Annotated in this window: 19 protein-coding genes; 12 read left to right on the top strand and 7 right to left on the bottom strand. The window is 38.7% G+C overall.

Features of this window, described 5'->3' with window-relative positions; genetic code table 11:
* Positions 1-300: 300 nt before the first annotated feature.
* Positions 301-894, top strand: coding sequence for a DUF4364 family protein (locus I2E21_RS06340; protein ID WP_022234210.1), 594 nt, complete (start codon positions 301-303; stop codon positions 892-894).
* Between the two features lie 333 nt (positions 895-1,227).
* Here I2E21_RS06340 and I2E21_RS06335 read toward each other — a convergent pair whose 3' ends face one another.
* The 7 genes from I2E21_RS06335 to pyrE form a co-directional block, all read right to left on the bottom strand.
* A complete protein-coding gene (locus I2E21_RS06335) occupies positions 1,228-1,488 on the bottom strand; it encodes a pro-sigmaK processing inhibitor BofA family protein (protein ID WP_186935249.1) in 261 nt (86 codons plus the stop codon).
* Positions 1,489-1,737: 249 nt separating this feature from the next.
* Positions 1,738-1,995: a preprotein translocase subunit SecG gene (gene secG / locus I2E21_RS06330; RefSeq protein ID WP_022234208.1), complete on the bottom strand. Its 258-nt coding sequence runs from the start codon at positions 1,993-1,995 to the stop codon at positions 1,738-1,740.
* A gap of 151 nt (positions 1,996-2,146) precedes the next feature.
* Positions 2,147-4,384 (bottom strand): DNA gyrase subunit A, encoded by a 2,238-nt coding sequence (locus tag I2E21_RS06325; RefSeq protein WP_195410746.1) that lies wholly within the window; start codon positions 4,382-4,384, stop codon positions 2,147-2,149.
* Positions 4,385-4,400: 16 nt separating this feature from the next.
* Positions 4,401-6,386 (bottom strand): toprim domain-containing protein, encoded by a 1,986-nt coding sequence (locus I2E21_RS06320; RefSeq protein ID WP_195410745.1) that lies wholly within the window; start codon positions 6,384-6,386, stop codon positions 4,401-4,403.
* An 11-nt stretch (positions 6,387-6,397) separates the two neighbouring features.
* Entirely contained in the window at positions 6,398-8,356 is a 1,959-nt protein-coding gene (uvrB, locus tag I2E21_RS06315; protein ID WP_195410744.1) for an excinuclease ABC subunit UvrB, read from the bottom strand.
* 14 nt (positions 8,357-8,370) lie between these two features.
* Positions 8,371-9,060: a JAB domain-containing protein gene (locus tag I2E21_RS12545; protein ID WP_117705464.1), complete on the bottom strand. Its 690-nt coding sequence runs from the start codon at positions 9,058-9,060 to the stop codon at positions 8,371-8,373.
* Positions 9,061-9,092: 32 nt separating this feature from the next.
* Positions 9,093-9,770, bottom strand: coding sequence for an orotate phosphoribosyltransferase (pyrE, locus tag I2E21_RS06305; RefSeq protein ID WP_195410743.1), 678 nt, complete (start codon positions 9,768-9,770; stop codon positions 9,093-9,095).
* Positions 9,771-10,161: 391 nt separating this feature from the next.
* Between pyrE and I2E21_RS12255 the strand changes: the two genes are divergently transcribed.
* The 11 genes from I2E21_RS12255 to I2E21_RS06250 all read left to right on the top strand — a co-directional run bounded on the left by I2E21_RS12255 (position 10,162) and on the right by I2E21_RS06250 (position 23,046).
* Positions 10,162-10,725, top strand: coding sequence for a prepilin-type N-terminal cleavage/methylation domain-containing protein (locus I2E21_RS12255; RefSeq protein ID WP_243240600.1), 564 nt, complete (start codon positions 10,162-10,164; stop codon positions 10,723-10,725).
* Between the two features lie 216 nt (positions 10,726-10,941).
* On the top strand, positions 10,942-11,433 hold the full coding sequence (locus I2E21_RS06295) for a prepilin-type N-terminal cleavage/methylation domain-containing protein (protein WP_195410742.1): 492 nt from the start codon (positions 10,942-10,944) through the stop codon (positions 11,431-11,433).
* A 288-nt stretch (positions 11,434-11,721) separates the two neighbouring features.
* Positions 11,722-13,455, top strand: a complete 1,734-nt coding sequence (locus I2E21_RS06290) for a hypothetical protein (protein WP_195410741.1) — start codon at positions 11,722-11,724, stop codon at positions 13,453-13,455.
* Between the two features lie 14 nt (positions 13,456-13,469).
* Positions 13,470-14,069, top strand: a complete 600-nt coding sequence (locus I2E21_RS06285) for a hypothetical protein (RefSeq protein ID WP_022234200.1) — start codon at positions 13,470-13,472, stop codon at positions 14,067-14,069.
* Between the two features lie 16 nt (positions 14,070-14,085).
* Positions 14,086-14,871: an A24 family peptidase gene (locus tag I2E21_RS06280; protein WP_195410740.1), complete on the top strand. Its 786-nt coding sequence runs from the start codon at positions 14,086-14,088 to the stop codon at positions 14,869-14,871.
* A 32-nt stretch (positions 14,872-14,903) separates the two neighbouring features.
* Positions 14,904-16,610, top strand: coding sequence for a GspE/PulE family protein (locus I2E21_RS06275; RefSeq protein WP_195410739.1), 1,707 nt, complete (start codon positions 14,904-14,906; stop codon positions 16,608-16,610).
* A gap of 12 nt (positions 16,611-16,622) precedes the next feature.
* On the top strand, positions 16,623-17,804 hold the full coding sequence (locus I2E21_RS06270) for a PilT/PilU family type 4a pilus ATPase (protein WP_195410738.1): 1,182 nt from the start codon (positions 16,623-16,625) through the stop codon (positions 17,802-17,804).
* A 5-nt stretch (positions 17,805-17,809) separates the two neighbouring features.
* On the top strand, positions 17,810-19,051 hold the full coding sequence (locus I2E21_RS06265; RefSeq protein ID WP_022234196.1) for a type II secretion system F family protein: 1,242 nt from the start codon (positions 17,810-17,812) through the stop codon (positions 19,049-19,051).
* 32 nt (positions 19,052-19,083) lie between these two features.
* Positions 19,084-21,696 (top strand): hypothetical protein, encoded by a 2,613-nt coding sequence (locus tag I2E21_RS06260; protein WP_195410737.1) that lies wholly within the window; start codon positions 19,084-19,086, stop codon positions 21,694-21,696.
* Complete coding sequence (locus I2E21_RS06255) at positions 21,697-22,278, top strand: type II secretion system protein (protein WP_195410736.1); 582 nt, start codon at positions 21,697-21,699, stop codon at positions 22,276-22,278.
* Positions 22,279-22,290: 12 nt separating this feature from the next.
* Positions 22,291-23,046, top strand: coding sequence for a hypothetical protein (locus I2E21_RS06250; RefSeq protein WP_195410735.1), 756 nt, complete (start codon positions 22,291-22,293; stop codon positions 23,044-23,046).
* The last annotated feature ends 4 nt before the right edge of the window (positions 23,047-23,050 follow it).

Genomic DNA, 23,050 nt, shown 5'->3' with positions numbered 1-23,050 from the left:
ACAGTCAATTATTTTTTCAAATTATACTATAATTTTTAAAATATTTTTAACATTTAGGTTACTATATTATTAAAATATTTTTATTTGCGAAATTTTATGTGTGTTTATTTATAATATTTTCTCCATATCGGCAATTTTTTAAATATGAAAATTCAGCCTTAATTACTGTTAAATTAAAACATAATTAACCGCAAAAGCAATACATATCGGAATATTTTTTCGGTTATTATAAAATTTCTCTACACATTTATATTTTTATATGATATAATTAAATAAATTAAACTGAAATTAGGTGAAACTATGGCTTTTGATACATTTGACGAGGGTATTGTCCCGGGCGGAATGAGGAGCAAATACGAAATTCGTATTCTTATATGCTATCTTTTAAATTCAATTAAAGAACCCGTCAGCAAAGAAATTATTGTTGACTCAATATGTGAGGAAAGCCTTGCAAATTACTTTGAAACAAGTTCATGCTTTGACGATCTTATTGAAAAAGGAAATATAATTGAAGAAGGCTCCGACGGAGATATAAAGACATATACCGTCAGCGAAAACGGAGTTATGATTGCAAATCAGCTCGACACCATACTTGCCTACACCGTAAAAGAAAAAGCGTATGACTGCGCAATAAACCTGCTTGCGCAAAAGAAAAAAGAGCGTGAAAACAGCGTAGAAATCGTTAAAACCGATATGGGTTACAATGTAAACTGCAAAATTTCGGGCGGAAATCTTGATTTGCTGAGTTTTTCGATTTTTGCTCCGGATATGCCGCAGGCACAAATAATCAAAAAGAATTTTTACGAAAACCCAACAACTTTTTATAAAGTAATCCTCGCCATGCTCACACAAAACAAAGAAAGCGTAGGCGAAGCACTCGAAAGTCTTTTATGATTATAAAAGCAATTGATAAGATTAATATTAAGAAACAAGATACCGACTTGCAATTTTAATGCGAGTCGGTATTTTGTTATATCGATTATTCTATAAAAAGCACTTAAAATATAATGAAATCAAGCGATTAAAATATTTTTATTTTGAAATATTTTTTCAACTCGGTAACATCTCTTACAACAATAATGCCGTCTTTGTTTAAATCAGCCATTTTTAAGCCCTTATAATCAAATGAGCCGTTTTCTTTGAAAATAAAAACATTAAGTGCAGAAAAAAGCCTTGCTAATTGATTTTGCAAGGCTTTTGGATAAAATAAAATAAACAGAAATTGATTTAAAAAAATAAATTTAATCCAAGCATCAGCGTTACTCCGGGCACTCCGCCAAATGCGGCACAACACACCGACACAAGGCTTACAGGCAGGTACACACCTGTAAAAGAGCCTGTCAGATTTACCGCAATCAGCGTTAAAATTCCTATAGCCATTGAAAGCAGACTTCTTTTAAACGGATGTCTGCTTTTACTTATGTAATGAGCAAATGCAAACAGCAAAAATGCACCGAAAAACATTAATCCTATTCCCCACAAAGGCATAATTAACAGCTCCTTTAGCATAAACAATACTGTAAAACAGAGTCTTTTATATATGTAGGATAAATTGGTTTTGCTCTAAATGTTAGACAAAATAATTTAAAAATTTAGGTCAAACCTTTTTAAAGGTCGACCAAACTTTTATAATTAATTTGCAAATCAATTTGCTAAACCATAAAAAGAAAAATAGACCGCAGGACTAACCTACGGTCTATAATTATGTTTGAAATTTTAAAAATATTACAAGCTTAATCAGAAACTTTTTCCGACAAAATAAGCAAGTACATTAAGTGCAATTACGATAATTACGAAAATTGCTGCAAAAAACTTTGTAAAACGAGCAAGCTTTGCATCAATCGAGCGAGCCTTATTTTTTGAGAAATAAGAGTCAGCAGCACCGGAAACAACGCCGATACCCTGCTGGTTGCCCTGCTGAAGAATAATTACGATGATAATTGCAATGGCTGCTACGATAAGCACTGAACCAAGAACAATACCCCAAACGCCCATATTATACCGTTCCTTTCTGTAATATAAATGTATAATAAGTTCCAAATACAAAAACTAACTAATTTATATTAACATAAAATTATAGATTTTGCAAGATTTTTTTGAAAAAATTTAAATTTTTTCGGTATATTTCCAAAAGTGAAATATACAGTTAAATCAGCGTAAGCTGTTCGTCGGTTGAATCTTCATTTGCAGGCATAGCGCCGAGAGTAGGAAGTGTTTTCGTTCTGTATCTCTGCGGCTTTGCAAATGTTCCCTCAACATACTCCGAAATTTCAAACAGTCTGTGACCTTTTTTGAGTTTCATAACCGCCACGCCCTGTGTCGAACGGGTTGTTTTCAGATTAATTGCACCCGAATGAATAAGCAACATTCTGCCTGATGACGCTTTCAACAAAAATTCTTTATCCTCTGTAAAGAATACCATTCCCGCAAGCGGTGATTTATCGGAATAAGCGCCCGTTAGTTTTTTGCGGTTTGTCTTTGTTTGATAAGCCTCAAGCGGAACTTTAGCGAGCTTGCCGTTTTCAAAAGCAAACAGCAGCATTCCCTTGTAATCCTTTGTGGCTACCATATACACTGCGTTTTCGCCCTCGTCCATACCCAACTTTGCCGGTACATACTCGCCGAGAGCGCTTGCCTTTGTATCGGTGAAATCCGCCGCCTTTGCTTTGTAAACCTGACATTTGTCGGTAAAGAACAGCAATTCACCGTTATTTGAAAATTCGCAGGTCTGGGCAATCTCATCGCCGTCCTTGAGCTTATGGTTGCTGCTCATTCTAAGCGACTGCGGAGTAATCTTCTTGAAATAGCCTTCCTTTGTAAAGAAAAGATTTACGGGGTAATCAGGAACATCGTCCTTTTCCTCCGTATAACTTACGATATCTTCGTAAATTATAATGCTCTTTCGTGGCTGACCGTATTTTTCGGCAATCTCTTTGAGCTCCTTTACAATTATGGTTTTAATTCTTGTCTTGCTCTTGAGAATTTCGTCAAGTTCGGCAATTTCCTTTTCAAGTGCCTCAATTTCTGCCGTACGCTTTAAAATATATTCACGGTTCAGATGACGAAGTTTTATTTCTGCAACATACTCTGCCTGAACCTCGTCAATACCAAATCCGATCATAAGGTTTGGTACAACCTCTGCCTCTTCGTCTGTTTCTCTTACAATTTTAACCGCTTTGTCAATATCAAGCAAAATAGCCTCAAGGCCCTTTAAAAGGTGGAGTTTTTCGGCTTTTTTGTTTCTGTCAAAATATGTTCTTCGTCTTACACATTCAATTCTGAATGCAATCCATTCTTCAAGCAAAGCCTTAACACCGAGCACCCTCGGCACTCCGCCGATAAGTACATTAAAGTTGCAGGAGAATGAATCTTCAAGCGTTGTAAAACGGTAAAGTTTTGCCATAAGTCGGTCGGGATCAACACCGCGCTTAAGGTCAATTGTTATCTTAAGACCGTCAATACCCGTTTCATCTCGAACATCGGCAATATCCTTTATTTTTCCTGCTTTTACAAGGTCAATAATCTTTTCAATAATAACTTCACAAGTGGTTGTGCTCGGAATTGAAAGTACATCAATACAGTTTGCCGATTTATCGTACTGGTACCTTGCCCTTAGTTTTATTCCGCCCTTACCCGTTTCATAAACCTGTCTTAAGGCGTTTTCGTCATAAATAATCTGACAGCCGCCGATAAAATCAGGTGCAGGCAATGTCTGCATAACATCGTGGTTCGGGTCACGAATAAGCGCCGCCGTGGTTTCGCAAATTTCCTTCAAATTGAAAGAACAGATATTTGACGCCATACCTACCGCAATACCTGTGTTTGTATTTACAAGTACAGACGGAAAAGCAACCGGCAAAAGTGACGGCTCTTTCATTGTATTATCGTAGTTATCAACAAAGTCTACGGTATCTTTATCTATATCACGAAAAAGCTCGTTACAGATTTTGTCAAGTTTTGCCTCTGTATATCTTGATGCCGCCCATGCCATATCACGGCTGTAGAATTTACCGAAGTTACCTTTTGAATCCACATAAGGATGTAAAAGTGCTTCGTAGCCTCTCGAAAGTCGCACCATAGTGTCATAAATCGCCGAATCGCCGTGCGGATTAAGTTTCATAGTTGCACCGACAATATTAGCGGATTTTGTTCTTGCACCGTTTAAAAGTCCCATTTTATACATTGTATAAAGCAGCTTTCTGTGCGACGGTTTAAATCCGTCAATCTCCGGAATAGCACGGGAAAGAATAACGCTCATTGCGTAAGGCATATAGTTTTCTCTGATTGTAGAGTCAATGTTCTGTTCTACAACTTCACCCGCACCGTTGATAACACCGTGTGTTTTTCCCGTTGCGGCAGGCTGTGTTCTTCTTCTTTTTGCCATAAATTCGCACCTCCCGTCAGCTTACATCAAGATTGTCAATGTACTCATTACCGTGAGCCACAATGTAATCTTTTCTGCCCTGAAGATTGTCACCGAGCAGAATATCAAAAATTTCCGCTGTTTTTTCAGCGTCTGTCGGCATAACCTTTATAAGTCTGCGAGTAGCAGGATTCATAGTTGTAAGGTTCATCATATCAGGCTCGTTTTCACCAAGACCTTTTGAACGCTGAATTGTGAACTTCTCTTTGCCGATTTCCGCAATAAACTTATCTTTCTCCGCCTCGTCATACGCAAAATACACATCATTTTTAGCTGTAATCTCATAAAGCGGTGATTCCGCAATAAAGACTTTTCCCTCGTTTATTAGCGTAGGAGTAAGTCTGTACAGCATTGTCAAAAGCAATGTTCTGATCTGAAATCCGTCAACATCGGCATCGGTACAGAGAATAACTTTATTCCAACGCAGTGCGTTAAGGTCAAATTCGCTCAAGTTTTTATTGGCCTTTGACTTTACCTCAACACCGCAACCGAGCACTCTAAGCAAATCCGTAATTATTTCGCTCTTAAAAATTTTGTCATAATCAGCCTTAAGGCAGTTAAGTATTTTACCTCTGATTGGCATAATCGCCTGAAAATCAGGGTTTCTTGCCTGCTTACAAGCACCGAGAGCAGAGTCGCCCTCTACTATAAAAAGCTCTCTTTCCTCGGCATTTTTGCTGCGGCAGTCAACAAACTTAGCTACACGGTTTGTCATATCAAGACTGCCCGAAAGCTTTTTCTTTATGTTAAGTCTTGTTTTTTCGGCATTCTCTCTGCTACGCTTGTTTACAAGCACCTGCTGTGCGATTTTGTCTGCCTCAAGCGGATTTTCGATAAAATAAACTTCAAGGCTCTGCTTTAAGAAAGCAGTCATTGCGTCCTGAATACCCTTGTTGGTAACTGACTTTTTAGTCTGGTTTTCATACGAAGATACGCTCGAAAACGAAGAAATTACACACACAAGGCAGTCTTCAATATCATCAAATTTTATCTTGCTTTCCGATTTATTGTATTTATTATTTGTCTTTAAGTAATTGTCTATCTGATAAAGAAAAGCAGTTCTCACCGCTTTATCCGGAGCACCGCCGTGCTCAAGCCAGCTTGAGTTGTGGTAATACTCGGTAAGTCTTGTCTGATTTGAAAAAGCAACCGCAACATCAATTTTACATTTATATTCAGGCTTATCGTCACGGTCACGGGTTTTTACCTCCGTTGTCCAATGCTGAACCGAAGTAAAACCGTTTTCGCCGATGACCTCCGCAACATGATCCTCAATACCGTTTACATAGCAATAAGTTGTGGTGTCAAAGCTCTTACCGTTCTGATTTCTGAACACAAATTCAACGCCCGCATTGACAATAGCCTGTCTTTTCATTATGTCAAGAAAATATTCAGGCTGAATGTCTATATCGGTAAATACCTCAAGGTCAGGTTTCCAACGGATTTTTGTACCTGTATCTTTTTTATTGTACGGCTCTTTTTTTAAGCCGCCGACATTCTCGCCCTTTTCAAAATGCAAAGTATAGCGGGTACCGCCACGGCGAATATCAACATCCATATATTCGGAGCTATACTGTGTTGAGCAAAGTCCGAGACCGTTCATACCGAGTGAAAACTCATAGTTTTCTCCCTCGTTGTTGTTATATTTACCGCCTGCATACATTTCGCAGAATACAAGTTTCCAGTTAAACTCATTTTCTTTTTCGTTAAAGTCAACGGGAATACCTCTGCCGTGGTCTTCTACCTCGATAGAACCGTCGGAAAACCTTGTTACGGTAATTTTTTTGCCGTAGCCCTCTCTTGCCTCGTCAATAGAGTTAGAAAGAATTTCAAAAACTGAATGTTGACAGCCGTCAATACCGTCAGAGCCAAAAATAACCGCCGGTCTTTTTCGCACTCTGTCTGCGCCTTTAAGGGCAGAAATACTTGAATCACCGTATTCAACTGCTTTGGTTTTAGCCATTTAATCAATCCTCATTTATCGCCACGGAGCTTTTTGATTTTGTCACGCAGATATGCGGCGTGTTCAAATTCAAGCAGCTTTGCGGCAGCTTTCATTTCCTTAGTAAGGCTCTCGATAAGCTGTTGCTTTTGAGCCTTGTTCAGCTTTTTAGCCGATTTAAATTCATCATCTGTATGTGTAGAAATTTCAAGAATTTCACTGACTTTTTTAACAATAGTGGTTGGCGTAATGCCGTGTTCCTTGTTGTATGCCTGCTGAATTTTTCTTCTGCGTTCGGTTTCGGTAATCGCCTTGCGCATAGAATCGGTTACACTGTCGGCATACATTATTACAGTGCCCTCGCTGTTTCGTGCGGCACGACCGCAAATCTGGATAAGTGAACGCTCACTGCGCAAAAAACCCTCTTTGTCGGCGTCAAGCACGGCAACCAGCGATACTTCCGGAATATCAAGACCTTCTCGCAAAAGGTTGATTCCGACAAGCACATCAAATTCGCCGAGGCGCAAATCTCTGACAATTTCCATACGCTCTACGGTGTCTATATCGTGGTGCATATAGCGCACCTTGATACCCATTGTTTCAAGGTATGCTGTCAAATCCTCCGCCATTTTCTTGGTAAGAGTGGTAATAAGCACTCTCTGCTTTTTGCTCACCCTTATATTAATTTCAGAAACCAAATCATCAAGCTGTCCCTCGGTAGGTCTTACCGAAATTTCAGGGTCAAGAAGTCCTGTAGGTCTGATAATCTGCTCTGCTATTGTCTGTGATTTTTCAAGTTCAAGGTCGCCCGGAGTTGCACTTACAAACACAACCTGATTTATTCTGTCGTAAAATTCGTCAAAATTAAGCGGTCTGTTGTCAAATGCAGACGGCAGGCGGAAACCGTAATCAATAAGATTTTTCTTTCGTGCATGGTCGCCTGCGTACATTCCTCTTACCTGCGGCAAAGTGACATGCGACTCATCAACAAACAACAGAAAATCCTTGGGAAAATAGTCAAGCAAAGTAAACGGCGAAGAACCGGGTTTTCTGCCCGACAAAATTCTAGAATAGTTCTCAATACCCGTACAAAATCCGATTTCCTGCAGCATCTCCATATCATAGCGTGTGCGCTGTTCAATTCTCTGTGCCTCAAGCAATTTTCCGTTCTCACGAAAATACGCAAGTCTTTCTTCAAGTTCACGGTCAATTTCTTTGAGTGCGGTTGCCATTTTATCCTTAGAAACAATGTAGTGTGACGCAGGATAAATTGCCGCATGACGCAAAACCGCCTTTAGTTCTCCCGTAAGTGGGTTAATCTCGGATATACGGTCAATTTCATCGCCGAAAAATTCTACTCTTATTATAGAATCGTTAGATGCGGCAGGAAAAATTTCGACCACATCTCCCCTTACTCTGAACTTATTTCTTATAAAATTAACATCGTTGCGCTCATATTGCAGTTCAACGAGTTTTTTCACAAGGTCATCTCGGCTTTTTTCCATACCGGGGCGTAAAGATATTACCATATTTCGGTAATCAATAGGGTCGCCCAAGCTGTAAATACAGGAAACCGAAGCAACTATAATTACATCTCGTCTTTCAGAAAGCGCAAGAGTAGCGCTGTGCCTGAGTTTGTCTATTTCATCATTTACAGCGCTGTCCTTTTCTATATAAGTATCCGTGTTGGCAATGTATGCCTCCGGCTGATAGTAATCGTAATAAGACACAAAGTATTCTACCGCATTGTCGGGGAAAAACTCCTTAAACTCGCTGCAAAGCTGTGCCGCAAGAGTTTTGTTGTGCGCAAGCACCAGGGTAGGTCTTTGCGTTCTTTCTATTATATTAGCCATAGTAAATGTTTTACCCGAACCCGTTACGCCGAGCAAAGTCTGCTCTCTGTTGCCCGATTCAATGCTGTTTACAAGCTCATCAATTGCAGCAGGTTGGTCACCCGTAGGCTTATATTTAGATTTCAGTTTAAATTCCATAAAATCAAACCTTATTACAATAAAAAAATACTTCCCGACATTTCACTTTCACGCAGGGAAACATAGTCAAACTCCGTCACAATATAATGGTCAACAAGGTTTACTCCTATGCTGTCAAGAGTTCGTCTTATGATTTTTGTAGAAGTCAGATCGCTTTGCGAGGGCAATGCCGAGCCGCTCGGATGATTGTGTCCTAAAAAAGCGGTCTTTGCGTTGTGCCTTAGCGCAAGGTCAACGATTTTCCTAAGCGGAACATCCGACGAACTTAGCGAACCTTTGGCAATAATGTCAAAGAAAATCATTCTGCCCTTTGCATCTCCGAGCATAAGCGCAACTGCCTCGTTTGTTCTGCCTATAAACTTATTTATAAACATTTCTCCGAGATGTTCAAGCTCGATGACATTATGATTTTCCGTTTTTGATTCTTTATACACTCTCGAAAACTCGGGAAGCATTTTCAGAAAAACCGCACAAGACTGCGAAAGTGAAAATTCACGCATAAGCTCGTCAACAGGTGCATCGCACACACCCGCAACGGTTAAATACCTGTCGAGCAAACGGTGTGCAAGCGCATTTGTATCTTTTCTGGGAATGGCATAGAAAAGGCACATTTCAAGCACCTCGTGCGGCTCAAAGCCGTCAAATCCGTTTTCAAGAAACTTTTTGCGAACACGGTCACGGTGTCCTGTATGCTCATTTGCCACGCCATTCACCTCCGATTATTTTTAAATTAAAATTATTCCTTTACGCCGTACTGCTCATAGTAAGCGTCAATGGCAGTCTTGAGCTTGTCGTCAATAATGACTTTGCCCTTGTATTCCTTATTGTAAAGGTGCTCAACAACCTCTGCCATGGTAACGATTGCGGTTGTTTTCAAGCCGTATTTCTCTTCAATTTCAGAAAGCGCACTCTTTGTGCCCTTACCTCTCTCCATTCTGTCAACAGATACAACAAGACCGATAGGGTCAACATTGCCCTGCGCCTTGATAATCGGGAGAGTTTCCTCGATAGAAGTACCGGCTGTAGTAACATCTTCGATAATAACTACCTTGTCGCCGTCATTTATAGGACTGCCGAGTAAAATACCCTTATCGCCGTGGTCCTTAACCTCTTTACGGTTTGAGCAGTAGCGAATATCTGTATCGTACTTTTCGCTGATTGCAACAGTAGCCGCAACAGAAAGCGGAATACCCTTGTATGCAGGTCCGAAGAGAACATCAAAATCAAGACCGAATTTCTCTTTGATAGCCTCCGCATAGTAGCCGCCAAGCTTTCTAAGCTGTGCGCCTGTTCTGTAAAAGCCTGTGTTTACAAAGAAAGGTGTCTTTCTGCCGCTTTTTGTTACGAAATCGCCAAATTTAAGCACCTGGCAATCAACCATAAATTCAATAAATTCCTTTTTATAAGCGTCCATAGTAAAATCCTCCGATAAAAATACATAATTTAACATTTAACATCATACCACATATGTTCGGTTTTGTAAATGATAAAACGAAAATTTAACCGTTATTTAACCGTTAAAAAAATCCCTATATAAATTGTATAGAGAATTTTTACGAAAATCCGTGTTTAATATATAATTAAATTAAACTGACTTTTAAGCAATATATCAACAAAAATATTAAAAAAGTTTTACAATCGGTACTGTTTTTTAATAAATCAAGGGCATTATTATTTTCAACAAATTAATAAAAAAAACGGCATAAAAACTATAAAAATGCACTTGCATTATTTTTACTTTCGGTGTACAATATTTGCTGTAATAATATTTTGCAAAATATTATATTTTGAATGAGGGAGAAAAAATGAAAGAAAAAAGAACACCAAATTCACGCACAAGCGTGCGATTTAAATCGTTAGGTCTTGCAAAAAAAGTCAAAAGCAAAAAAGGCTTTACATTGGTAGAACTCGTAGTGGTAATTGCAATACTTGCAATACTCAGTGCAATAGCCATTCCAGTGGTTGCGGCAACCACAAGGTCATCTGTTGTAAGCAAGGCAAAAACCAACGCAAGCACCATAGAATATGCCTTTAAAGAAGCCGATTCGGCTGTTGCGGGTGCAGATAACACAAAATATATCCATGCAAGCACAAATACTATACAAATTTCTGAAGTTATAGCCGCTAATAAACTTGAGCATATTATTCAGCCCGAACATCTTTTTGGCACACCGTATTATCCTGTTATCTGTAAAAGCAAGGTGTATTTTGCAGTTGATTCAAATAATGACGGCAAATTTGATGCAAACGACAAAACCATTGACGGTACAAAATTACCCGATGAGGCTATTGCTCTTTACGACCAAACAAAAGGGTGTATAATAGACGGAAATATTACAACGCTAAATCTTTCAAACAGAAAAAATTAATGGCACTTTTAACAATTTAACGCAGTAAAGTTTGTGCAATGTTATAAAAATGCGTTTTATTAACTTTTTTTGGTAAAAATATATTGCAAGACTTGCAAAAATGTTATATAATAAACTTGTTTCAAGGGAACGGTAACGCAAAATCATATCAGCAAAAGCTGTTACAGTTTCCGCAAAACGGCTCACAAATTATTATTAAAAAGAGAGGTAAAAACAATGAACGAAATTCAGGCAGTAAAAACTGCAAAAATCGAAGAAGTTAAGAAGAACAGCAAAAAAGGCTTTACACTCGTAGAGCTCGTAGTAGTTATTGCAATCCTTGCAGTACTCGCAGCTATCGCTATTCCGGTTGTATCATCAACAATCGCATCTTCACAGAGAAGTGCTGCTCTTTCAGACGCACAGACACTTGAGCTTGCTCTTAAAGAAGCTCACGCTCAGATTATTGCTAAAGATACATCTGTTTATCAGGCAAGTGCAACAGTAAAAGATGTTGTTGATAAGAAGTCACTCCAGAGCATCGGTCTTGGCACTGCTGCTGATACACGCACAATTGGCGGTACACAATATACTCTTTCTTGGGATGCAAATGATGATAAATGCTATTGGTTGGATAGTAGCGGTAAAAACCTCGATAGTTCAATCACTCCTGGTGGTTCAAGTCAAGCAGCTATTCTTACCTCTGATGGTGTTTCAGGTTTATTCTGATTTTGATAACAAATACGCAATCTCGGTTTTGCTGATGACCGACAACATACAAGCAAAAGGCTCGCCGAGTGCGAGCCTTTTGAAATGTATATAGGTTTTTCGGTGTATTAAACTCAATTTTTGTGTATTGTTAATAACTTTTAGGGGATATGCCCTGATTTGCCCTGTTTGATTATAAAATTATTTTAATTTATTCTTTAAAGTAATTTTATAATCAAATCAGTTTAAAATTTTTTAACGGTTTTGATAAGCTTAAACAAGCATAAAATTTCAGGTGGTGTATTAAATATGAATTATGTACTGGTGCAGATTGCCAAAAGATACCTTTGCATAACAGCCTGCGAAACTGTAGGCGAGGCAGCTGCTAACGGCACTGCAAATAAAGGTAACAGTAAAAAACAGGCTGACCCTAACGAAAAGAAAGCCTACTCTTTCTCCTCCCCTCTTATTATTCCTGTTGACAAGGCTGTATTAAAAGACAAAAGCTCCGTATGGGAAGACCCTGCTTTACTCGCCCGCCTTGTAAAAGACGGACTAAGCACAATGAACCACAGTGAGGTTCGTGATGTTATTCTTATGGTAGAAAGCTACGACCTTACCTGTCAGGAGTATCAGCATATCAGAGGTGCCAAAAGAATAATTGAAGGACTTGCAATTGACAGAATCAGAGATTTTGTCGGCGAGGCGGTTTCCGACTTCTCGGTAATCTACAAGGATTACTCTACATACAAAACAAAGGAAGTAAACGAAGAAATTACTTCTAAGGCTTTTGCAATGCCAAAGGCACTTGCGGATGACCTTGTAGCAGGTTTTAAGTCTTTCTCTCTTAATCTTATCCAGATTATTCCGTCAGAGGCGGCAATGATTTATGCTGCTCAAAAGACAATCTACAGCTTTAACAAAACCGTAGCTCTCATCAGTATGGACTATTCGGCAGTCAGAGTTTTTATCGCCAAAAACGGTGTGCCTCTCTACTGTCACGAATTTACATCCCCTGTAGATGAAATTTTACAGGTAATTGAAGAAGACAGAGATTTAAGCACGGCTGCCGCTATTGATTACCTGCGTACCGCCGGATACGGATTTAAAAATGAATGCAGAAATGCGTCTTCAAAAAGAAAGATTGACGATATTGCAGAAAACCTTATAGATGATATCGTCCGCAATGTTCGCCTTGTTACAATGTCGCTCAACATCAGCATTGACCAGATATTCTTAAGTGACTTCTTGGCTTACATTCCTCACATCCGCAACTATTTTGTAGGTTTTGGACTTGCAGGCGAGGTTATGCTTGTATCTGATACATTCAATACAGGCTCTGTAGTTCCGGAACCGTCACTTAAGGCAAGAGATGACTTCTACAAAAACGGTTCATACTTCCTTATGAATGAACTTATGAACTGCGGTACAGTATTTGAGAACAACCTTATTTACGGACTAAAGGCTCAACAGGCTAAAACACTTGATGACAGTGCAAAGGCTGCAAAAGTCGGTTGTGTCGGTCTTGGCATACTCTGTGTTGCGGGACTTGCTTTCTTTGGTTTCTACTTTGGCAGAAGCGTTGTAGATGATATGATTTATAACAATACAAAGTACGACTATGCAAAAACTCTTATTCAACAGAGAGATGACATTACCCAGTCTTTGGCAAATCAGTCACAGGATGCCGAGCTTTTACCGAGAACACAGCTTTATTGTGAAGATGTAATTAATCAGCTTGACACACAGGTTGTTAAGAAAATGAAAAGCTTTGGCAGTTACAATATTACTCATACTACTGACGGTGATGAAAGCTACTCTATTCCGATCAGCGGTACAATCAAAGACTTCCCTGCCTTTATTGATTTACAGAACAGCATCAAAGAGGACGGATATTTTATAATGAATGAAACCTTCTCGGTTTCAGATGATCCGGATTCAGGTCTTTATCAGCTTTCTGCACAAATTACAACAGACAAAACAACTGTTGAAGCAAGAAACGCTGCTAATGAATCAACCAATAACAGCAATGCTGAAAATTAAGGGAGGGAAAAATAATGAAGAAAAATAAAATTCCGGGTTCAATTATCGCCTTTTTAGTACTTCTCATTGTTTTTGTAATTATATTGGTTGCACTTGTAGTACCAACTATTACAAAGCTTCCAAAATACAATGAAGATCATGCTACAATTTCAGCTCAAATTGCCGACTGCGACGATGTACTTGCAAATCAGACAAGTGTCGAAGCCAAAATTGACGAAATGACTCAGCAGTACAACGAGAATCAAGAAGCACTTTATATTGACGCAAAATCATCTGTTGAGGATTTACAGTCTATCTTTGCTGACCTCGGCATTGATATGTCATCACTTAACCGTGGTGAAAGTATTCAGGATGACCAGGGCAGAACATCAAAGGGCGGTGTTCCGCTTTTTAAAACAAATCTTTCTTTCAGCTACAACGGCTCAGAAGAGAACACACTCAAACTTGTTCATTACCTTGAACAGGAATCAAAGGGTTGTTACTTTATTAATTCACTCATAATGTCACCAATGGAAGACAGCAGTGATTACTCGACCTCATTCGATGTAACATTGTACTATTTTGACTCAACAAAGCAGGTTGCAACTACTGCACCAACAGAACCAACTACATAATTATAAGGACTTTACTATGGCTAATTTACTTCCAATCGACTTTTCACAAATTTCAACCTATATAACTCTCGCAGTAATTTTAATACTGTCAGTTGTACTCTGTATGCTCGCATACAGGCTTATGAATGTCGTGCCTGCAAAATGGCTGTGCGACTATGATGAAGAGCCGGACGAAAGTCTTTTTGGCACAAGGTATATTTTCAAACAAAGCGGAATTTACACTTCCGCTTTGTTTGCTATATTTAACTTAGGCATCTTTGCGTTTTTCGGCTATTCTTATTACACGATTTTCTTTTTATTAATTTCGATTACAATGCTCCTCATAGCTATGAGTGACTTTAAATATACAATTATTCCCGACCAATTCACAATTGCACTTGCAGTGCTTTGTGTTGCGCTTGCAATAACCGACCTTTTCACGCAGCAAATCTTTATTAAAGAATGGTGGAGTATTCCGCTTGGTGCTGTATGCGGCGGCGGTTCGCTTATGCTTATAAATTTATTTTCTATTGTAATTCTCAAAAAGAACGGAATGGGCTTCGGCGATGTAAAACTTATGCTTGCACTTGGTGCTTGCCTTGGGTTTCCTATGGTATTTTCAGGACTTTTAATCGCCGTATTTATAGCTTTCCTTTATATAATATTTTTGCTTTTCAAAAAAATATTTTCAAAAAACGAAGTTTCAAGCTATTTCCCCTTTGGCCCGTTTCTCTGCATCGGTTCACTTTGCAACTTGTTCTTAGTCAATGTAATTAACTACGGTTTAGACCTTTACTTCGGTCTTTTCAGCCTTAGCTATTAATCTTGTCAATTCCCGTGAAAGGATGATCATATATGAAAAACTCTGTTTTTAACTTGAGTGACTATCTCGTTAAAAGCGGTACAGTAAGTTTAAAAACATTAAAGCGTGTTGAAATGCTTTATATGGAAGACAATACTCTTACTCTTGAACAAGCGTTGATAAAAGAAGGCGTTGTCACAGAGGAGCAGATTTATGACCTTATGGCAAAGAAAATGCATTTGCCGCTTGTTGACCTTACTTCCTACTACATATCAGACGATGTAGCCCAGCTCATTCCGGAGCAGATGATGGAAGACCTCGGCGTTATGCCGCTTACGATTGAAGGCAATTATCTCTTGATTGCCATGACAAATCCGCTTGATTATAAAGCAATTTATACTCTCAACAACTATACAAAAAGAAAAATAAAAACCGCTATATGTACTCCTACACAACTTAAAATCAAACTTGACGAAATTTTCAGTGTGTCGGACAAAGAAGCGGTAATAGACGAGGCTCAGGAATTTGTTCAGAGCCAGATGAAAAAAACTGAGGACACAGTATCCACCGAAGATCAAGAGGATATTGAAGATCAGCCTATCATTAAATTTGTAAACAATATGATAGCCGAGGCTGTAAGACAGCGTGTATCCGATATTCACCTTGAGCCTCAGGAAAAGAAATTGGTAATTCGTTTCCGTATTGACGGTAAACTTATTAAATATATGGACTCAAGCAAGGAGCTTGCTCCCTCTGTAACGAGCCGTATTAAATTTATCAGCGGTATGAACATTGCGGAAAAAAGAATTCCGCAGGACGGTAGAATTCACTATAATATCAATAATCAAAAAATTGATATGCGTGTATCTTCTCTTCCTTGTGTTTATGGCGAAAAAATCGTAATCAGAATTACAACCGCACTCGGTATGAAGCTTGATAAAAAGAACATCGGTTTTCTCCCCGAAAACCTTGAGAAATTCGACCAGCTTTTGACATCAAGCCGTGGTATCATTCTTCTTTCGGGTGCAACAGGTTCAGGTAAGTCAACCACACTTTACGCTGCTCTTTCATCTCTTAACACCGAAGACAAAAACATTGTAACAGTTGAAAACCCTGTCGAAATGGTTTTGCCGGGTGCTACACAGGTTAATATCAATGAAAAAGCAGGACTTACATTTGCAAGCGTTCTTCGTTCTATCCTCCGTCAGGACCCTGATATTATTATGATCGGTGAGATTCGTGACCAGGAAACCGCAGATATCGCAGCAAGAGCCGCTATCACAGGTCACCTTGTACTTTCAACAATCCATACATATAACGCAGCCAGCTCGGTTGTCCGACTTATTGATATGGGTGTTGAACCTTATATGGTATCTTCTTCTATGCTCGGCGTTATTGCCCAAAAGCTTGTAAGAAGACTTTGCCCGGAGTGTAAGCAAGCATATGATGCAACAGATGACGAGCTTAGACTTCTCGGACTCCCTATCACCAAACAGCTCACACTTTACAAACCGGGTCAGTGCCCTGCTTGTAACAACATAGGTTATAAGGGAAGAATTGCCGTTCACGAGGTTATGCCTGTTTCAAGATCTATTAAAAATGCCATTCATCTCGGTAAAACCACAGATGAAATTGACACAATAGCAAGAGAAGAGGGTATGATTTCACTTCGTGATAACCTTAAAAAGCTGTTGTATGACGGTATTATATCATTTGATACATTCATTGACACTGTATCAGAAATCTATCAGGAAGATTAAGGAGTAAGTTTTATGGAATTTGAAGAGATGGTCAGATTTGCCGTTGAAAACGGTGCGTCTGATATTCACCTTGCGAGCAATAACTTGCCTTCTTACCGTAAAAACGGTAAAATTATGAACTACAAAGGCACAGAGATTCTTGACGAGGACACAGTTATGAAGTATATTGACGAGGTTCTTGAGCCTGCCGATTACCTTAAGTTCTGCAACACAGGCGATATCGACTCGGCTTATCAGTTTGGAAACCTCGCACGATTCAGAGTTAATGCATTCAAGCAGCGCCACGGTGCGACGCTTGTAATGCGTGTAATCAAATTGAATCCTCCAAAACTCGGCGATTTAAATTTGCCGCGGTCTATTGCAAAAATTCTTAACCTGCAGGAAGGTCTTGTACTTGTAACAGGTCCTACCGGTAGCGGTAAGTCAACAACACTTGCAGCTCTTATCAATGAAATTAACCATCGAGAAGAACTGCACATTATCACAATTGAAGACCCTGTTGAGTATATGCACTCCCCTGCAAAATGTATTATTAACCAGAGAGAAGTCGGCCAAGACAGTGAAACTTACTCGTCAGCACTTAAATCGGCACTTCGTGAAGACCCTGATATTATCCTCATGGGTGAGATTCGTGACCTTGAGTCAATGTCAATCGCTCTTCGTGCAGCAGAAACAGGCCACCTTGTTTTTTCAACACTTCATACAGAGAGTGCCGCAAAAACAATCGACCGTCTTATAGATATGTTCCCTGTTGAAAGGCAGAAACAGGCACTCAACCAGCTTTCAACCACACTTAAGGCAGTAATTTCACAGCGTTTGCTTCCAAGATCAGACCGTCCGGGTCGTATCGGCGCTTTTGAAATTATGTTTGTTAATTCTGCTATCGCTAACCTTATCCGTGAAGATAAGATTCCGCAGATTGAACAGATGATTTCTTTGAACCAGCAGACAGGTATGATTACAAGAAAGTTAAGTATCGAAAACCTCCTCAAAAGAGGACTTATTTCAAAAGAAACTGCCGACAAGTACAGTTACGATGTGGCTGATAACGCAATACTTACAGGCGGCAACAATTCTCCGCAGCCGAGCGTACCGGGAATACCACAGCAACCACCACAGCAGTTGACCGCTCCAATGCCACAGTATTCTAATCTCCCGCAAAACAGCACAAACGCTTATCTTAACAGGAGGTAAAAATAATGGAATTTTCTTATGTAGCAGTAAACGAAAAAAATCGTAAATATCGTAACCGTATGACAGCAAACACCAAGGAAGAGGTTAAGCGAAAGCTTGAACAGCGTGGTCTTATCGCTATTTCCATTAATGAAGTAAAAAAAGGTTCGCAGGAAGATATTCCGATCTGGCAGCGTGATCTTGGCGGTTCAAAAGATGTGCATACATTAAAAATCAGTAACAAGCGACTTCTTACATTTATGCACCAGATGGCATTGATGATTCGTTCGGGTATTTCGCTTTCGGTTGCAATGGCCGTAATGTGTGACACTGAAAAAGATAAGAATATGTTGAGAATTTTACAGGAAATAACCGCAAACCTCTACAACGGTATTACTCTTTCGCAGTCGCTAAGCTCATTTAAAACTTTCCCAACTGTTTATGTAAACATTATTCAAACAGGTGAGGCAAACGGTCGACTTGATGAAGCATTTGATAAGTGCGTTAGTCTTCTCAAAAAGGAAATCACACTTAAGAACAAGATCAAGGGTGCAATGATTTACCCTATCTTCCTCCTCATTCTTACAATCGGACTTATCATAGTAATGAGTGTAGTTGTACTTCCGTCATTTAAAGGATTGTTTGAAAGTTTTGACTCCGAACTTCCGATAATGACGCAGATTACAATGGGTATTTCAGATGTACTTATTCATTACGGCTGGCTCATTATTCTTATTATCGTTGCAATTGTAGTTACAATCAGAATTCTTTACAAAAAGAACTATTCATTCTGTATGTGGTGGTCAACATTCCAGCTTAAAATCCCGATTATCGGCGAAGTTTTAAGACTTAACCAGCTTACAAGATTTGCAAATATGATGGCAACACTTACTTCTTCCGGTGTAAACATTCTTTACGCACTTGAACTTTCAAGAGATGTAGTAGGCAACAAATTTATGTCCGACTGTCTTAACCAGGTAATTGAAGATGTAAGAATCGGTACACCGATCAATATTTCCCTTTCAAGATACCCAAAAGCTTTCGATCCGCTCTTTGTATCAATGATAAGAGTCGGTGAGGAAAGCGGTATGCTCAGCGATTCCCTTAACAAAATGGCAGATATGTACGAAGAACAGGCAACCGACGCTACACAGCGTATGACAGATGCAATGACACCTGCAATGACAATCATTATCGCCGGTATCGTAGGTTTCGTTGTAATTTCTATCGTACAGGCAATGTTCGGTATGTATTCAGTTATTAACTAATTGTATTTCAATAATCGAAAGGAGTTTTTTTTATGAAGAAATTCACTACAAAGAAGAGAAAGATTAACAGCAAAAAGGGTTTTTCTATGGTGCTTGCCATTGCCTTGGTTGCAGTCCTTTTCTTAACAACAACCTCTTTTTTATCTATTGCAATGCTCCAGCAAAAAGAAACCGGTACATCAATGAATTCTCGTCAGGCATATGTTTCCTCAAAAAGTGCTCTTGATATAGCTGAGGATTTCTTGAATGACGGCAAGCTTAACTTACCTACAAATATCGATGATTCAAAATATTATGTTTTCTACTATGATGCATCCGGTAATGTTCAGGTAAAGGATTTTTCAAATGCATCTGACGCACAGAATTTTATTGATAGCACAGACTTTACAGTTATTGGCAACGCTTATGTTAAAATAACAAAGACTTCAGACACTGAATATACTATTACAGCTGTAGGTTCAGAAAGCAAGTACAACAACACAAACGGTGGCAACACAGGTGATATTTCAGCTAAATTTGAAGTTACCCAGCATTGGGAAAAGAAAGAAGTAAGCACATCACTCAGAATGTCTGAAAAGAAATTTTCTACTCCACCTGCCGCAAGTAGCACAGGTTTCCTTACGCTCGGTGACCAGACAGCTTTCTCTCTTTTAAGATCTCAAATTAAATCTACTTTAAATGAAGAAAGAGATTTCCGTACAATTCAAGGTATGGAAGATAAAGGCGGTTTGGCATATATTCTTCGTAATGAAGCAGAAAAAACACCAATTTCATCATTTTTCCCACTTGTTTTTGATAAGGCAGTAAAAATCACAAGTAGCTCAGGAAGCCGTTGCAGAGCTATTGCATATAACAACGGTATCTATCTTCTTGGTAATTATTCAGGTACTGATGTAAAATCAAGTACAGGTGTAGACTTACAGGATATTTGTTACTATCCTAATTCTGATGCATCATATGGCTGTACTTTGGAGTGCAAATTTCTTGTAATCGGCGGTAATATGGCTTGTAAAACCTCAGCCGGTCAAAAAGGTGCTGCTGTAAAATATGCTGGTAGTGACTTTGCTACAGACAAAGGTGTAGTAATTTACTTTACCAAGGATAATATTATATGTAAAAATCCTAACTATAAAGAGGCAGCCGTATATAATAAAGGATACTATTTTTTACCTATTGACAACGAAACTATAAATCAAACAGGTATTGATTTATTTGATCCGCAAACGCCAAATAAACTTAAGAAAATCACAGATTTAAGTACTGACAGCCACTATAAAAATCTCAACGGTATTGACAAATATAGTTCCTTGCTCGATTCAAATGGTAATCTCAAAAATATGCACTCAGCATATGAAGAAAAAACTGACTCTGGCAAAAAAACTGTATGTTTTCTTGAGAAAAACGGAACTTTCAAGACAAAAGATAATCCACTTGTATGTACAAATATTCCTAAAAGCAACTACTATACAGGTTGGGAGGATTATTATACTTATTGTGCACCATCTGCAATGCCTACAGCGTCAAACAAAAGCTATATAGACCTGTATGCCGGCACAGAGTTCAATTATCTTTGGTATAATGTTAATCAAATGGATTTAAATTCAAATGTTAATATTAATATTAGAAGCCGTAGTGTCGTTTTAAGTATTGGACCTGAACAGGGAGAGGAATTATACTATAACCGAAACAAGATGTATCCTTATAACTTTAATCAAACCAATCTTCCTACAAGTGATTTTGCTACTGATAGTGGCACTAAAAAAACCACTATTACCTCTTCAGGAGCAAATAAAATCAAGCAAAATGATGCTACAGCTTCATTCAATGTAATGCCATACTGGGGTGAAAGCTCATTTACACTGACAGTAATCAATGACTTTACTGTAGAAACAGCAAACGGAACCACTTACACAGTAAAGGCAGGCAAATACACAGATATACCGCAAGAAGGACTTAATCTTTTCGACGATAACGCAAAAGACTACTTTGATAGCCACTCAACAGAACAGGAAGATTCTGATTCTTCAGGTATTGACTGGGTACAAAGCGGAACTATAAACACTTCCGTTGCCGACAGCAAGCTTAATCAGAGCAGTTCTGTAATTAAGTTTGAAGCTTCAAACGGCGGCACTCTTAAAAACGGTGCATACACAGCAAAAGCAATTTACTGTGACTTTGGCAATACAGTCAAGGGAAACAACGCTACACTCAAGGGCGATGCTATTTCAATAGGTGCAAATAAATTGGATGGCAGTGGTGCTAATAATGGTTTGTTCATTAATACCTACGGTGGCTATTCAGACTCAATATGTGAGCTTATTACAAAAACTACTATAACAAAAACTGACGGTACAACCGAAATTCAGACTAATAAAACACCTAAAGACGGATCTTTGCTCCATATCACCCGTGATACTGAACTTGTGCTTGATGACGGACTGACATATTCACTTAATGAAGGCTACTACTACTTCCCTGAGGAAAAGTCAGACTTCAACATCTTAAGCAGTGCTTTCTGGCAGAAATGGACTGCAACAAATCCTTACTACTATGCAAAGGAAATAAACAAAGACGACACTATAAGCTACAGCATTCACAACGATTTAAAAACAGACAAAGTAAGCTTTGAAGGGAAGTATTTCTAAATGAAGAGGAAAAAACCGATATTGAAAAAACACTTTAAAAGTAAAAAAGGCTTTTCTCTTCTTGAACTTATTTGCGCAATTATGATCATGGCAATAGCCGTTTCGGCTACTGCCACCGGTCTTGCAATCAGCTATGAATCAATTACCAAAAACAGCCTTATGAACAAGGCTTCGGCAAAAGCTCAGATGTATTGTGACATTGTTATGACATATGTTGAAAAGACACCTTCTCACAATCCAACATCAGTATGGGATTCAAGCTTAGACTTATCTAAAAACAAGCTTTTTGCCAATCAGCCAAATACAGGTCTGAAATTTGACTCAATAATTCAAACAAGTATTAATGATGATGTAAACGCTCTTGACAATTCAATGACTGCTAAGCAGTATGATACAGCGTCAATCGGCTCAAGAGATTTTGACATATCTGAAATGGCATATGTTGTTGAATTTCAAGGTAAATATGTAAATAGCGAAGGCAAGGAAATGGTATCTTACAAGATAACAACCTATGTTGACTATGGCACAAACGGAACAACAACCTGCGAGGGTGTTGTTACCAAGCCGGAATTTGCAGAGTAAGGAGGATATGCAATGAAAACCAAAAATATCAAAAAATATCTCTCCAAACGCTCTATAAAGGCAAAAGCAGGTGCTACGCTTGTTGAGCTTGTAGCAGTTGTTTGTATCCTTGCTATTATGTCTACAACCTGTATAAGCGGTATGTTTGCTATGGCAGATGTAGCTAAACGAGGTTATGATTTATCATACTGTGAACGCACAAGCGATATGATTTCAAAACAGCTTTCTGTTTATGGTAATTCAGGCAGTGATGTTCAGGGATATGTAAATATGCCAACAGTAAGTGCTTACAACGAAACATCAAATCCCGGCGGTTTTATGGATGTAGAAAATCCGTCAGGTGGCTATGGCAATAAAAACGATTATTTCCTCTATGCTGACCCTAATGTAGAATACAGACTAATTCTTGCAAGATTTGACACAACAACAAGCCCTTATCAGTTTAAGACCGTTACTACTATTGATAATGTAAAGTCAATTACTTTTAATGTTCAAAAGCTGAATATGAGTGCAGAACGCAAATATATTCTTCAATATACTGTAACAACAGTTGGCACAAACATCTGGGATCAGGCTACTAAGAAGCGTGTTGAATACACAATGTCGAGCGGTGTTGTTCTTAACAACACAAACAGCTCTACACCTGCTATTTCAGCATTAACACCCGGTAGTAATGACACAATCACAATGAAAAGTCCTTCAACTGTTGCAAGCAGTACATGTATCCGCATTCGTACTTCAAGCAGAAGTGATGTAGATATTACTTAATCTA

The organism is Ruminococcus sp. BSD2780120874_150323_B10 (assembly GCF_015553695.1).
GTDB lineage: Bacteria > Bacillota > Clostridia > Oscillospirales > Acutalibacteraceae > Ruminococcoides > Ruminococcoides intestinale_A.
Note: the sequence above shows the minus strand (reverse complement) of the source record. Positions and strands in the feature narration are given on the sequence as shown.